The organism is Actinomycetaceae bacterium MB13-C1-2, assembly GCA_035621235.1.
Taxonomy (GTDB): Bacteria; Actinomycetota; Actinomycetes; order Actinomycetales; family Actinomycetaceae; genus Scrofimicrobium.
Map to the genome: position 1 here is coordinate 932,958 of CP141731.1, position 14,694 is coordinate 947,651.

Annotated in this window: 12 protein-coding genes; 4 read left to right on the top strand and 8 right to left on the bottom strand. The window is 58.0% G+C overall.

The window, feature by feature from the left end; all coding sequences use genetic code 11:
- Window positions 1-236: 236 nt before the first annotated feature.
- Window positions 237-1,550 carry an SLC13 family permease gene (locus tag U6G28_04160; protein ID WRS30886.1) on the bottom strand — a complete coding sequence of 438 codons (1,314 nt, stop codon included), beginning with the start codon at window positions 1,548-1,550 and terminating at the stop codon, window positions 237-239.
- A gap of 151 nt (window positions 1,551-1,701) precedes the next feature.
- Here U6G28_04160 and U6G28_04165 point away from each other — a divergent pair, with 151 nt between their 5' ends.
- Together U6G28_04165 and U6G28_04170 are read left to right on the top strand one after the other, a co-directional pair.
- The gene (locus tag U6G28_04165; protein ID WRS30887.1) at window positions 1,702-2,403 is read left to right on the top strand and encodes a hypothetical protein; all 702 of its coding nucleotides are present in this window, start codon (window positions 1,702-1,704) and stop codon (window positions 2,401-2,403) included.
- A gap of 15 nt (window positions 2,404-2,418) precedes the next feature.
- Complete coding sequence (locus U6G28_04170) at window positions 2,419-3,360, top strand: NAD(P)-dependent oxidoreductase (GenBank protein ID WRS30888.1); 942 nt, start codon at window positions 2,419-2,421, stop codon at window positions 3,358-3,360.
- 187 nt (window positions 3,361-3,547) lie between these two features.
- On the opposite strand, the gene U6G28_04175 is transcribed toward U6G28_04170, so the two are convergent.
- The 7 genes from U6G28_04175 to U6G28_04205 all read right to left on the bottom strand — a co-directional run bounded on the left by U6G28_04175 (window position 3,548) and on the right by U6G28_04205 (window position 8,748).
- Window positions 3,548-4,141 (bottom strand): histidine phosphatase family protein, encoded by a 594-nt coding sequence (locus U6G28_04175; protein WRS30889.1) that lies wholly within the window; start codon window positions 4,139-4,141, stop codon window positions 3,548-3,550.
- A gap of 73 nt (window positions 4,142-4,214) precedes the next feature.
- Window positions 4,215-5,048 carry an NADPH-dependent oxidoreductase gene (locus U6G28_04180; GenBank protein ID WRS30890.1) on the bottom strand — a complete coding sequence of 278 codons (834 nt, stop codon included), beginning with the start codon at window positions 5,046-5,048 and terminating at the stop codon, window positions 4,215-4,217.
- Window positions 5,049-5,094: 46 nt separating this feature from the next.
- Window positions 5,095-5,898 carry a sulfite exporter TauE/SafE family protein gene (locus U6G28_04185; protein ID WRS30891.1) on the bottom strand — a complete coding sequence of 268 codons (804 nt, stop codon included), beginning with the start codon at window positions 5,896-5,898 and terminating at the stop codon, window positions 5,095-5,097.
- Window positions 5,899-6,027: 129 nt separating this feature from the next.
- Window positions 6,028-6,801, bottom strand: a complete 774-nt coding sequence (locus U6G28_04190) for an HNH endonuclease family protein (GenBank protein ID WRS30892.1) — start codon at window positions 6,799-6,801, stop codon at window positions 6,028-6,030.
- An 85-nt stretch (window positions 6,802-6,886) separates the two neighbouring features.
- Window positions 6,887-7,651: an SOS response-associated peptidase gene (locus U6G28_04195; GenBank protein WRS30893.1), complete on the bottom strand. Its 765-nt coding sequence runs from the start codon at window positions 7,649-7,651 to the stop codon at window positions 6,887-6,889.
- A 41-nt stretch (window positions 7,652-7,692) separates the two neighbouring features.
- On the bottom strand, window positions 7,693-8,457 hold the full coding sequence (locus tag U6G28_04200) for a trimeric intracellular cation channel family protein (GenBank protein ID WRS30894.1): 765 nt from the start codon (window positions 8,455-8,457) through the stop codon (window positions 7,693-7,695).
- Window positions 8,458-8,466: 9 nt separating this feature from the next.
- Entirely contained in the window at window positions 8,467-8,748 is a 282-nt protein-coding gene (locus tag U6G28_04205; GenBank protein WRS30895.1) for a hypothetical protein, read from the bottom strand.
- A gap of 389 nt (window positions 8,749-9,137) precedes the next feature.
- On the opposite strand from U6G28_04205, the gene U6G28_04210 reads away from it, so the two are divergent.
- Together U6G28_04210 and U6G28_04215 are read left to right on the top strand one after the other, a co-directional pair.
- Complete coding sequence (locus tag U6G28_04210) at window positions 9,138-9,935, top strand: alpha/beta fold hydrolase (protein ID WRS30896.1); 798 nt, start codon at window positions 9,138-9,140, stop codon at window positions 9,933-9,935.
- Between the two features lie 130 nt (window positions 9,936-10,065).
- Window positions 10,066-14,682 carry a DUF3418 domain-containing protein gene (locus tag U6G28_04215; protein ID WRS30897.1) on the top strand — a complete coding sequence of 1,539 codons (4,617 nt, stop codon included), beginning with the start codon at window positions 10,066-10,068 and terminating at the stop codon, window positions 14,680-14,682.
- Window positions 14,683-14,694 lie beyond the last annotated feature (12 nt).

Below are 14,694 nucleotides of genomic sequence, written 5' to 3' on the forward strand. Positions count from 1 at the left end.
ACTTCTCCTTTTCGCGACTTGATCGCTACTTAGTAAGCAATCCTAACAAAAGCTCTGGGTAAGCACAGCCGAGCCATGGCAACATTTCGATATCGCTTTAGCGTTTTCCAAGGAGGACTTTTCCGAATCTCCAATCAGATAGGGGCCGTTTCGCGCCGTTGCCATGGCGTGTCACCCCCTAATCTGATTGGAGATTCCAACGGGATCTCAGACGGGACCTCAACGGAAAACAAGAGCTATCCTTCCCAGGGCGGCAAGATCAGGATTGCCCACGTCAGAAGAGGAATCAAGAAGATCAGAATCCAGCACCAGACAAACAGGCGCCGGTAGACATATTCGCTTTGATACGAGGAGTTGGCGACCGCCAGCGCCCCGTTTGTGGAGAAGGGCGAGACGTCGACGGCGGATGAAGAGACGGAGAGGGCGGCGATCAGCATTGTTGCACTAACCGCCGCCGGAATGCCGCCGACTGTGACCAGGAAAGGAACCGACAATGGGATCAGAGCTCCCAGGATTCCGGTTGTGGAAGCAAAGGCTGAAACGATTGCTCCAACTAGCAAAATGATGATTGTGGCTAGTTTCGGGTCGCCCAGGTTCGCGGCGATGTGGCCGATCCACTCGATGATGCCCTGTCGCTCGAGCATCGAGACATAGGTGACGATGCCGCCAACCAGAAGAATGGTTGGCCAGGCGATCTGACCGACGCTTCCCTTGGCAGATTTTGGAAAGAGCAAGGTAAGGACCGCGCCGACGGCCAGGGCGGTGAGGCCAACGTCTAGGCCGAAGACCAGGACTAGGACCGCCATCAGTGCGATGCCCACGATGGTGACAATGCGCTCGACGCTAGTTTCGTGATTCTCTAGGTCGCTTCGAACGGAGCGGTCGTTTTCGATTTCGAGGGGATCGGCATCTTCGTTTGCGGGCGGCGCCTGTCTATATATCAGCCAGGTGATCAGGAAGATTATGAAGCTGGTGATGAAGACAAGCCCCCAGGTAATCAGCGGCTTGTAGAGAGCGACCAAGTCTTCACCCGACCTCATCACCACGGAATCCACGATTATTCCGTAGACACCCATCGGAGAGAATGATCCCGCCGTGGCCCCCTGAATGATTGCTTGCGCCATCGGAAGCGGGTTCAGGTCGTTGCGTCTGGCAAAGCTAAGGGCTATCGGCATCAGGATTGCCGCGGCCGCCGGGGTTGCTGCGCCAATGGCTGTTAGTAGCGCGGTCACGAAGAACATGACGAACGGGAACCAGAGTGCGTGGCCTCCAACCAGGCGCAACCCCTGGGCAACAATCCAGTTGACAGTTCCGTTATTTGTGGCAATGGAGAACAGGTATGTGACGCCGATAAGGGTGAAAAAGAGACTGAGAGGGAAGCCGCTTTCGATCGTTGAAACCGACTCTCCGAACAGAAGGGGGCCGACAATGGTCGCGGCGACAACGGCGGCGATTCCCATCTGAAGCTTGCTGACGGTGCCGATGAGGAAGACAACGACAAGGACCAGCAGGGAGATGATCGCCGAAGTAGTGTCTATGTCAGCCATCATGCCCCGTCTTTGAAAAGTGGTGACCCAGATAACAAAATCTTACTAGATGCTCGCGTTGATAAACGGTGTTAGAGAGGGGATTGCGGGCGTGCTCCGGTAGGGTGGTTTCTGCTGGATAACGCCGGTTGAGGCTAGAGGGACGGGGAACAGGGTGCGCGCGGAAGTTGACGTTTCAGGAGTCGAAGAAGTCGAGCTCAAGGCAGCCGCCGCCGACTTCCGAATCGGTTTTGCCGATGTGTCCACGGCGGTGTTGAGTGTCGAGGGGGAGGAAGCAGATTACTGGACCCTTTCACGGGAGGCCAACTTGCTGAAGATAAGCAGCGGCCCTCGCAGACCGCTTAGTGGAGCCGGAGCAAAACTTCTTGCTGGAGTAAAGACGAACGCTGTTTTGACGCTACCTCAAGCGCTGAATGACGGACGATTGGTTCTGGAGTTGGATATTGCCGCCTGCAAGTTCCATGGTGCGGGAGCTTTTCTCGCCGTGGAGGCCGATTTGGCAGCATCCGAGTTTGATTTGGCGGCTCAGGTGCAAGAAGCGCGGATCGGGCTGGCGGCTGGCAAAGCTCGAGTTCTGCTGGAAAATACCGCCAAAGTGGAGTTGAAGATTGCAGCCGGCAGTTTGTCGGGGTGGCTGAAGGGCGGCGCTCCTTCATTTCTTAGAGTGGAAGTTGCTACGGGTTCAGCCGATCTGATCGTTCCGCCAGTGCCGTATCGGGTAAAGAAGGGGTCGGTCTTAGGATCGACGGACTTGAGAGTGAAAGAGGACGCCTCCTCTCCAAGCATGATCGACATCGAGGTAGCCGTGGGTCAGGTGTCGATCGAGCCTCAGGTGGAGCCAGGAGCACAGCTTTAGGGAGAGCAGAACGCAATGAAGATTCTGGTAACAGACAGTACGGAGTTGAACTTCGAGGTTCCCGAAGGCGTAATCGTTGTTCCGTTCGATGAGGAGCTACCGATCCCAGCCGAGCACATGGATGCTGAGGTGGTGATCTGTTGGGGAGCTTATCCGTCCCTCGTCTGTTTGCGCGATATGCCGAATCTTGGGTGGGTGCAGTCGCTGTCGGCAGGGACGGACGCTTTCTCACGAGCGGGCCTGCCGGAAGGTACGATCCTGACGTCAGGTCGAGGGCTGCACGACCTAACTGTGACAGAGCACGCGGTTGCACTGCTGCTCGCTTTGGTTCGTCAGATCCCGGATCTGGTCCACGCGCAAGATGAGCATCGCTGGGCGCAAGAGAAACGAGGGCCTAAGCCGGTGTTTGATCCTGAGCGACTCACCACCCTGATTGGAGCTCGTGTCTTGATTTGGGGGTTCGGGTCGATTGGGCAGGCAATGGCTCCGGTGCTTGAGGCTCTCGGGTGTCAGGTTCGGGGAGTGGCGCACGAGTCCGGGGAACGCGCTGGATACCAGGTACTAGCTGTTCGCGACATCCACCAGGCCCTGCCGGAGACTGATGCGTTGGTGATGGTTCTACCCTCGCAGCCCGATACGGACGGGGCGCTGAGTGCCGAAGTTCTCGACCTTCTGCCGGACCGTTCGGTTGTTTGTAACGTCGGACGAGGTTCGACGATTGATGAAGATGCACTGATAAGAGCTCTGAAGGAGCGCCGCATCGCAGGTGCCGCCCTGGACGTGATGCCAGTGGAACCACTGCCGGCGGATTCGCCTCTTTGGGATGCTCCGAACTGCCTCCTCTCCCCACATATCGCGGGCTGGCGCGCATACAGAGCGGGCGAGCTGATCAACTACAACTTCAGGGCTTACATTGCGGGAACTCCACTCAAGAACGAAGTCAAGCATTTGTGCTAGGTGGTTGTCTCTCCGCATCCTCTTGGGCCTTCGAGCAGAACACCCCGGCCCACTCAAAGTCCTGATCAATTTGTACGTCTGCGCATCGGGGCCTATACATTGCAACTCCAGGGTTTCTTGAGGGTAGGTCCCGATTTGCAGGTCTATAAGGTCCCGATTTGCAGGTCTGAGAAAGAGGGATCAGGGGTTAGCGCTTCATCCAGTTCTTGATCTGCCAGGTTCCTTCGTCATCCGTCATCTCAACGATTCCCGCGTTGTCGACGTAGGGATATTCTTCGAGATCGGTGACGCCTGCGCGTAGGCGCGACCAAGTTCGGATGATGGCACCGTGAGCCACGATGACCAGGGCGCCAGGGGTGTCTGCGCGTTCATGAGCTCGCTGGATCGCCCGATCAAAACGGTCGATTACCTGATGTCCACTCTCGCCGCCGGGCATGACCTCATCAAGATTGCCGTGAGACCACTCCAGCACGCGCGACCGATAGGCGCGAACGGAAGGGATATCCGTGTTCATCTCAAGGGAACCTGCCCCGATTTCTCGCAGGTCTGGGTCGATTACCGGATCAAGGTTGATCGCTTTGGCAAGATAGCTGGCGGTCTGAGCTGTTCGGGTTCGATCCGAAATGGCCATGTGGGCGATCTCGACATCCTCGAATCGCTCCGGCAGTGTTGCCGCTTGTTGCCAGCCCAAATCGGTTAGTTCGGCTCCGGGAAGTGCCGTGTCCAGCGCTCCCGCAACGTTGGCCGTGGTTTGTCCGTGTCTAACTAGGAAGAGTCGCATATGTCTGAGTAGCCTGTGGTCCAGTCTTGTCGGTTGTCTATATTGGTCGTTGCTGTCGGGGTTCCGGAGGAAGTTAGTGAGTGCAGAGGCCCTGCGCGTGCAGGGCGCCGAGCATGTCCGCTTTCTCGGATGCGGGATTGCCCGGCTTCCGGATCAGCTGGTCGGTGTAGGTATCCTGCCGCTTTCCGCCCTCACGAAGGTCGTAGTACTCCTGAATCACCTGGTCGTAGTCGGCCCAGGCCTGCTTGTACTGGGCGGATTCAAAATCGGGATACGTGTCAACCGAGATGGTGATTTCGCGAGGGAGGCGAGGCTTCATTTGCGGATTCTGGTTCGGGTGCCCGATTAATATCCCTAGCAGGGGGAAAGTGTATTTAGGAAGCTTCATTGCGTCGATCAAATCTTCGGGGTCCGTACGAATCGAACCGAGAAGGCAGGTGCCAAGACCTAGACTCTCGGCGGCGACAACTACGTTCTGGGCTGCCAACACCGCGTCATCGGCACCCTGCAAGAACGCGCCAGTGCGGCCCAGCGGCTCAAGATCCGCTCCAGCCGCTTCGCGCACGCGGGCGGTCTTGCTCAAATCAACAACGAAGACAAGCAGTTCGCCCTGAGGAGCGCCAACGTATGGCTGTCCGGAAGACCTGTAAATCCGCTGTCGTATCTGGGGATCCTTAATGCGAAGAATTGTGAGTCCCTGGTAGAAACCGGACGAGGCCGTGTGCCTTGCGACATCCAGCAGGGTCGCCATCACGTCCTCCGCAACAGGTTCATCCGTGAAAGCGCGAATAGTGCGGTGCGCTAGTTGCGTCTCGATTGTCGAGTTCAACACGAGTCCCTCGACCGGAGGCTCCTCAACAATGGAGGGAAATTCAGGGGGAAATCCGGGGTCGGCCGCGGAGGTCATTTGCTACTCACCTGTTTCTTGTTCACTGAGGGATTCCTACAAAAGGCTAGTTGGTCTTTGGAGCGCGGAGAGCCTTCCACAAAAGCTGCGCAGCGACGAACGCCAAGAAGATCGCGAAGAAGATATTTGCAATTTCGGGAGGTGCAGCGGATGCTGCGAGGGACCCGAGATAGGTTGTTGCGCAGGCTGGAAGCCCGACAATGGCTGCCGCAGCAAGGTCAACGTTTTTCCGTTTGAAGTTGGATACCGTGCCGGTTAGCGCCGTCGGGATCATCACCAGTAGAGATGTCCCCTTGGCGATCAAGTCAGAGACGCCAAAAAAGAGCATGAGTGCGGGTACCACCACTATGCCTCCGCCAACGCCCAGCAGACCGGAGAGGGTTCCCGTCACGAATCCAAGAGCAACCAGACCGATCCCGACGGGCCAGTCGATAGTCAAGGTAGCATCGCGTGACGGCACAACCATGAACAGGCTGACAATCGCTGCGACCATGAAAAGGGCGAAGAATATCTGGAGGGGCTTCCGGCTGATTCGAACCAGCAGCCAAGTGCCTAGCTGAGCTCCGGCAATGGCTCCAAGAGCCAGGAGTAAGGCTCCAATCCAGGAGACCGAGCCGTGGGATGCATAAGAAATAACCCCAACCGAAGCAAGCGGCACGATTGTTGCAAGTGAAGTTCCTGAAGCGAGTCGCTGTGAGAATCCCGCAATGGCCATTAGGCCGGGAACAATGATGATTCCTCCGCCAACACCAAACATTCCAGAAAGGAAACCGGCGGCAATTCCGAGAAGGATCAGGCCAACTATCTGTGCAGCTGTCCTGGTCTGCTTCCCTGATCCAGCGTTGTCCACTCGGGCGCTATTCCTACTCTTGAAGACGGGTCTGTGGTTCTAGAACTCCTCGCCTATGAGACTACTAGCCTCAAGTCGATGGTCGCGCAGAACTTCCACACCTCTGAAGAATAGTCGGATTTGGCCGTTTCAGTCCCAAGTGCTCACATTCAGAGTTGGACACTTGCTAATAACCCGCCTCATTGCTTTGGCCTCAGCTGGCGTTACAGAAAGCGCATAGCGGTGCTTCACGGTCACCTGTCGCCCGACGTACTCGCACTGGAAGTCTTTGTTGGAGGGAAGCCACTGGTCTGCCGTCTTTGCTCCTTTCTCAAAGTTTGCCCCACCATCGACTGCGAGCAGATTCAGCGGATCGTTCGCAAACTGATAACGAGTGGGGGGATCCCACCGCCACGCTCCCGAATACCAGGCGTCAGCAAGAGGAACCACGTGGTCTATCTGCACCTCCTGCGACGTCTGCTCACCCCGTTGGAAGTCAATCAGTCCTGACGAGTACGGGTCATCAAGCACGCCGGTGTCCACTACGCACGGATTACTGCTTTCTCGGTATGTAATCTCAGTAAGATCGCGGGCGAGGACTTCGTTTCGTGTCGAACATCCGTCCCCGTCCAGGTCCGCCCATCCGTCTCCGAACTCGGTTCGGCGGTAGTCTGGAACGTCGGTTCGTCCTCGAATGCTGAGCGAATCCAGGTCGGCCAACAGATCGGGGTTATTACCGGCCCCGGCCCGAGACCATGGGCCCTGCACTTCCGGCAGTTGGAGGATATTCGGGCCGATCCCCGGGACCAGAAGCCAGGCAACAACTCCTATCGCGATAGCAAAAACGAGGGTATTGCGCCACAGGTGCCCGGTGCGGAGGCCGCTGGCAGATCGGCGCGGGTATCTGTGGTTTTCGAAGATCATGCCCCTAACTTTGGCCTATGGGACCGACAGATGCAGACGACTCCGAGTCAAGTTGGGGAAAGCCCCCATTTGCCCGGCCTGTGCGCTATTCGGGATCAACTGCGGGAAGGATAAGGTCAGGTCGGTTGTTTCTCACGTTTCCCACAGCTTTGCCCACACGTCGCGTCACGATTGGTGGTGTCCCAATCTGGTCTATTAGCGCGCGAATATCGCCCAGGTCTGTCAACTCTGGGTTCAGCCAGTCACTCCACGCACTCGTCGGAATAAACAGTGGCATTCGGTCATGAATGTGGCCTAGCGTGTCGGTCGCAGCCCGCGTAATAACAGCGCTGGTAGGAGCGGGTATTGACCGCAACCTCTTCTCCACACCGAGCTCTCCCTGCTCCCACTCGGGTTCCTTCTCGCGTTCCTCGCGAGTCGGCCAGTCGAAAATCCCGGCCATGGCGACTATAGGCTCCGCCCCCGGAGCTGCCGAAGTGCCGTCATCGGTTGCGAGCGATAGAAAGTACGGCTGCTTCTTTCCGTCTGCTTCAACTTTCCACTCGTAGTAACCGTTGGTTGGAATCAGGCAGCGCCGTCTTGACGTCGCTGTTTTGAACGCTGACTTCTCCGTGACCGTTTCTGCTCTTGCGTTGATCAGGGGTTTGAAGGAGTCTTTGGCCCAGAATGGGACCAGGCCCCACTTCATGAGATCCAGTTCGCGCTGCTCATCAGACTTGGTTCGTACGGATCGGATCAGTTGGGAGGGTGCCTCATTGAAAGACTCTCCATGCTCGCCCTCAACCACGTCGATGTCGAATAGGCGAACTAGTTCTTGGTCGTCCGCATACAGGGTGAATCGTCCACACATACATCAAGAATGACACGAGGTGCCGACAACGCAATGTGGGGCTAGTTCTCCTCGTCTACTTCGTCCAACTCTCGCTTCAGGTTCGCGAGGTCTTCGGGCGGGTTACCGCCTCGATGCGGAAAACCAGAGCGCGTGTTTAGCAGACGACGCAGCTGTGCTGGAGTGATGGAGAGACTCCAGTCAGTGTGAACCGGTAGCTGCCACTTCCTCCAGTGCGCCAGAACGGTAAAGGAAGATCCAATGACGGTTGCCAAAACCATTCCCCACATCGGAAGACCGAGGGAGTACATCGTTACCATGATCCCCGCCGATACCAGGGCGGGAGTGGCATATAGGTTGTTGCCTCCAAAGACTGTGGGCACATTTCCCGCAGTTATGTCGCGGATCATTCCCCCGCCGATGGCAGTGGTGATACCCAGCAGGAGTGCTGGCATCACCCCGTATCCGAATGACATAGTCTTCATGGCCCCGGTCGCGGCCCACGCCCCCAGAACGACTCCGTCAGCAACGATCAACGCGACGACCCAAAAGCGGTTCTTCAGCTTCCAAAAGAACGCGATGGCGGCTCCAACTAAGGCGGTGGAAATGTAGAGCGGGTCCGTAATGGCGACGGGGGGCGTCTGTAGCATTACGTCGCGGATTATGCCCCCGGCCATAGCAGACATCACGGCGAGGATCACGAAGCCAACTGCATCAAAGTGCTTTTGACGAGCCAGCTTGCCACCGAGGATTCCGTTTAGTAGCACCCCAATCAAATCGATGGTACGGAACAGATCATGAACCGCCACGACGTTGATGTCTTGCACTGCCTTTGGTCAGTCCTTGGCGTCGTAGACGTCAACGACGGTTGCCTCGATAGGCTCACTTCCAGCTATGCTGCGATACGTTGCCTCTGCCATCCTGTCGGTCACAGCCATTCCGCGTTCCCGTACGATGTCTGCTGCGTGGTTCGCCGCCCCTTCGATTGGCCTAGAAACCACTGCCGTATGGCGGAGTCTGGTCGCCAGTCTCTTTACTGCTGCATAAGGCTTGGGTCCGGCCTTCGATCCCAGAAGGAACGCAACTCCCAGGGCCAGTATGGTTCCGATCTTCTTCATGCTGTTGCTCTCTAACCCCGGCTCGCGTCCGGGAACGGTCGGTCTTTAGTCCTTCTTCGACGATCCTACCGGTGGGTGGGAGTTTCGTGACAGGGTCTGTGGTGTGGCGGTGGCCCTCTCGGAAAGTTCATGGTTTGCGCCGCCCCAATTGGCTGCGCGATGTAACCTGATCGGCTTGGGTCTCTCTATTGGGTATCTGCCTGCGTGGAGGTTCCTCGTGCGAAGCTATGCGGAAAACCGACAGTTCATGGGTCACTCTGGCTCATAATCGCCCGGAGCGCTCATATTTCGGGTGCGCGTGACGGGGTGTGGATGCGGGCGGCGGAACTGAGACTCCGCCACGGGCGAAGGCTAGTGATTTACTTGCCGTCGGACGGTACGTTTGAGTTGTGAGCGAAGTACGCATCCTGACCCCGCGCGGTGTGGAGCTGGCCGGAACCTACACCGCCCCGGTTGACTCAACCGACGCGGCGGTACTGTTCTCGCACTCATTCCTAATGGACCGCAGTTCGAGCGCCCATTTTCCCAAGTTGGCGAAAAGATACCGGGGCCTCGGATACGCAACGCTCGGGTTCGACTACTCGGGACATGGAAGCTCGGATGACGACCGCATAACTGTCGAACACAGAACTGAGGACCTGCGAGCCGCCTCGGGCTGGTTGGCCGAGCAGGGCTACACGCGCCAACTAATACACGCGCACTCCACCGGATCGCTGTCGGCTTTCCGCGGTCGACCACCGGCAGTGGAGTCGCTCTTCGTAACCAGTGGCGTGTTGGGCCCGGTTAGCTACGAGTGGGAGTCGATATTCTCTTCAGAGCAGCTTGATGAACTGGACCGAACCGGACTGATGGAAATCCCGGACGATTCGCCCACGCCCCGCCGTTGCTTCACAATCAACTCTCAGACGCTGATTGATCTGTCATTGAATAAACCCGAGGAGTTGTTACACGACCTTACCTCTCCGGTTTGCCTAGTGTTCGACAGGGCAGATGAGAAGCGGGGTCTGGTTGCGACCGCGACGGAAGCCTTCCACTTGCTTCCCGACGGCTCCAGGCTTGAAGTGGTAGAAGACGCTGCGTTTAGCCTGGAAGAGAACCTGGACTTACTCTGCGATCTTGCGGAGAAGTGGATTGTGCAGCAACTTCCGATCGGACGGACCCATAGTGGCCAATCTGGACGGGTCTAGAGAAGGGGCCCCTCATTCGAAAGGGCGGCCTCTCAAGGGTCGGAGAAGAAGGAATGGGGGAAAGCGGAGTAGTTCTCGTGCTACCTTTTCCCCCGCTCAGCTAGCAGCCCGAGCGGCGGCGTTGCCGGTCATGTCGTACCCGGACCTGCCAGTCAGCGAGCACCGCGGAGAGATCGCTGAGGCAATCAAGAACCACCAGGTCGTGATTGTTTCCGGTGAGACGGGCTCGGGAAAGACGACGCAACTTCCCAAAATCTGCCTCGAGATCGGACGAGGAATCGCCGGAATGATCGGGCACACCCAACCCCGGCGAATCGCGGCACGAGCTGTCGCTGAACGAATCGCGGATGAACTTGAGACGACTGTCGGTCGCGATCCCGGTGACATCATTGGCTACCAGGTGCGATTCACTGATGAGGTTGGGCCAACCACTCTGATCAAGCTGATGACCGATGGCATCCTGCTGGCCGAGATTGGGACTGATCCTCTACTTCGTCAGTACGACACGATCATCGTGGACGAGGCGCATGAGCGCTCTCTTAACATCGACTTCATCTTGGGCTACCTAGCGACACTCCTCACGAAGCGGCCGGACCTCAAGGTCATCATTACCTCTGCAACCATCGACTCGGCTCGGTTCGCCCAGCACTTTAGTTCCGTCACCGGGGACGAGGTTCCCGTCATAGAAGTCTCCGGTCGCGCCTATCCGGTGGAGGTTAGATATAGGCCACTAAGTGCCGACCTGGCTCCCGCGAGAACCGGCACAGAGTCCGCGCCGAACGCAGACGACGTGAGGGACGGTCCGCCAGGTGCATCAAACTCGGATTCCGAATCTGCCTCGGACGAGGAGAAACTCTCCCAGGTCAGCCGCGCGGGCGGTGTCGGCACTCAGCTTCAGCCAGAACAGGACGGCGGTGATCTGCCCGAGCTGGGGTATGGACTGGGGGAAGACATTGACCTGGAGACCGCGCTAACCGAGGCTGTGGCCGAGCTGCTCGATGAGCCCGAGGGAGATATTCTCGTCTTTCTTCCGGGGGAGCGTGACATTCGCGAGGCCGAGCAGGCACTCGTTGACGCACTCGGACCTCGCTATGTGAAGGACGAAAAGAGACCTCACCGCCCGGACGGCATTGAGGTAGTACCGCTTTATGCACGCCTGAGCGCTGCAGAGCAACACCGGATCTATGCCCCGCACTCACTAAGGCGTGTGGTCCTATCGACCAACATCGCGGAGACTTCACTGACGGTTCCGGGGGTGCGCTATGTGATCGACTCCGGCCTTGCGAGAATCAGTCGTTTTTCGAATAAGACCAAAGTGCAACGTTTGCCGATCGAGCGAATCTCGCAGGCGTCGGCAGCTCAGCGTGCTGGCCGTGCTGGCCGTGTCGCACCGGGCGTTGCGATCCGTCTCTACTCGGAGCGCGACCACCTCCATCAAAGCGAGTTCACCGAACCGGAAATACTCCGAACCTCCCTCGCCTCCGTGATCCTACAGATGAGCGTTCTGGGTCTCGGCGCAGTCGCGGAGTTCCCATTCCTCGACCGCCCCAATTCGAGGGCGGTGCGCGACGGCGTTCAACTCCTGATGGAGATCGGTGCCCTTGATGAGGATGAGCATGTTACGGCGCTGGGGAGGCGTCTCGCTCGGCTCCCGATTGACCCTCGCCTCGGCAGAATGTTAATCGAGGCTGACAAGCTTGGTTGTGCCTCCGAGGTTTTGGTTATTGTTGCGGCTTTGTCGATTCAGGATGTGCGTGAGCGTCCTCTTGATCGTGTGCAGCAGGCGGATCAGGCACACGCGCGCTTCGCTGACCGCTCCTCGGACTTCATTACGTACCTCAACATGTGGCGATACCTCAGCGTCATGTCTCGTGACCTGTCAGGCAGTGCGTTCCGTAGGCTCTGCAAAGCCGAGTATTTTCACTACCTGCGCTATCGCGAATGGCGCGATATTGTCGGGCAGATCAGGCGCATGTGCCAGCAGTTAGGCATTAACGTTGCTCCCATTGGGATTCCGTCGCCCCGCGAGGTGGCGGCTTTTCGCGACGCCGAGCATCCTGCCGTTGCCGCGGTCATCGAGTTCGGGGAGGGTCCGGGTTCCGTTAGTGCGGATGAGGTTCATCGTGCCGTCCTCTCCGGTCTGCTCTCCAACATCGGGAACTGGGACGAGGTAAAGCACAATTACCAGGGCGCCCGCGGTAGTCGATTCACTATCTGGCCGGGTTCGGCCCTGCGCCGTCGCACTCCAGGGTGGGTAATGGCTGCGGAGCTGGTTGAGACCTCGCGGCTGTTCGCCCGGACCGTTGCCGCGATCAAGCCGGAGTGGATCGAGGAGTACGCGGGTCCGCTCATGAAACGTAGTTATTCTGAGCCGATCTGGTCTCGCGCTAAGGGGAGTGCCACGGTCAAGGAGAGGGTTACCCTTTACGGACTGACGCTCGCCGCCGACCGACAGGTACCACTGACCCAGCTTGGCGACACTCCTATCGGACGCACCTACTTGGGTGAGGATACCTGGGTGACCGCGCGGTCCCTCGCCCACGATATGTTCATTTCAAACGCGTTGGTTGACGGGGATTGGCGCGAGGGTCATCACGCGTTCGTGAGACACAACCAGCAGGTGATGGATGAGGCGACAGAGCTCTCCAATCGTCTCCGCGATCCGTCCTTGGTGCCAGACGAGGCAGTGCGTTACCGGTTCTTCGACGCGCGGATTCCCGCAAAAATAACGTCGGCCGCCTCCTTCAATCGGTGGTGGAAGGACAAGCGTCGTAGCGAACCCGATCTTCTGGACTACTCCCTCGGTGAACTGCTACCGGCAGGGGCAGTACTTGACCCCGATGGATTCCCCGACACTTGGAAACAGGGGGAGTTGGAGTTTCCAGTCTCGTACTCGTTCGACCCCGGAGACAAGCAGGATGGCGTCACGGTGACGATTCCCCTCAGAGTGTTGCAGGGTGTACGGGACGAGGGGTTCGATTGGCTGGTTCCAGGTCTGCAGCGTGATCTGTGTATCGCGATGGTTCGGGGACTACCTAAGGCAAAGCGACGCCTGCTCGCCCCAGCTCAGCAGCACGGCGAGGCGATCTGGCAGCGAATGGTTGACGAGCGTGAAGGACGCACCTCGACTGCCGCAAACGTGCAGGATGCGGGTGCGGAACCTGAGGCGGACCCCTATTCGTTGGAGGCATCGCTTGATCGCCTGAGAAACTGGGGTTCCTCTGGAACAGTTCGCCAGACGAAGAACGCTATCCGGGCGACGCGAAGTGACTCGGAGACTTCCCGACAATCGGCGAGTGTTAGGGATGGTGCGGGACAGTCGAGTTTTTCTGTGGACTTTGGTGATGGTTCAGGGGAGACTTCATCTGCACTAGACCGGCGACTGGTGGCCGGGAGGGATTTTCAGGCCTTCGCGCCTGCGGCACAGTCTGAGTCCGTGGAACCAATTTCGTCAAGACTAGAACTAGCTGAGGTCCCATCAAGCTCGGCAGCGGTTGAGGAGAACGGATTGGGAGAGGCGGCCCACGCGCCCGGGTCCGCGGGGCAGAGCGGGGCATCGGAACCGTTCATGATTGCATTTGCTCGGGCGGTGCGGAACTCGCGCGGCATTGAGCTCAGCCAGGATGACCTGCGTCAAGCGCAAAACTCACTCCCGTCTCACCTGCGAGTAGGTTTCCGTGTGGTTGACGATATGGGAGCGATCATTGGCGCTTCAGACTCACTCGCGGATTTACAGAAGCGTTTCAAGAGGCAGGTGGACCAGATAGTCGACGCTGCCGTGAAGGGAGCGTTAGCGACAGCAGCAAGGGGACAAGCCAAGGCCAAAAAGAGGAGAGCGAAAGATCTCCTCGTTCAGACAACAAAGGTTCCTAAGGACCAACTAGAGGCTCGTGCCGAACAGGATCTTGTTAGGCGCCTACTTGAGGATCTGCGCCTGGATCAAACTAGGGTCACGACGCGATGGACGGGTCGGGAGGCCCTTTTACTCGCGGCTTCTCCCTATCCGAACACGGCAGCCCTGGTCGAAGACGCGCAACGAGCGGCGATGGCTGATCTGGTGAGAGAACTCTTGCCGGAGGGCGGGGCATTGAGTATCCAGAGTCCGGGAGCTGATGGCCGTGGGGTCCTGAGCGTGGGGGCTATTGGTGGTGAGGAACGTGATAATGGCCGTGCTCGGATGCTCGAGGCCTCCGACACGGCGAGTCTAGAAGGCCGGAGCGAGGATTCCTACCAGGAGCTTCGATCAAAGATTCGTGACCGGCTTGAGGACCGAGTTTACGAGGTTCTGGGTGGAGTTGTTAGGTCAGCGGAAGCGTTTGCCCAGGTTCAGGATGCGTTGCAGAATCACCAGAGTGAGTCCCTCAAGATGGTATTGCGCGACACGAAGCGTCACTCGAGGGCACTGTTTGCGAATGGATATCTGACCTACTTGCCTTGGGAGGTCCGCCAGCACCTTCCGCGCTACCTACAGGCGGATGCCAGACGTATTGAGGCAGCCACTCGAGCACCCCAAGCAGTGAAGGTGGACGCAGAGCGGATGTCTGAACTGAACAATGTCATCAGGGAATACGAGGCGGCACGGGCTCACACCGAAGCCCGGCCCTACTCCCGAAGAGCCGAACGTGAACTCGAAGAAGTGCGGATGCTAATTGAGGAATTGAGGGTGTCTCTCTTCGCTCAATCATTGGGAACATCTCAAAGGGTCTCAGCAACCCGAATAAGAAGAAGGCTAGAGGCAATGGAATAACGGCCCCGGTTG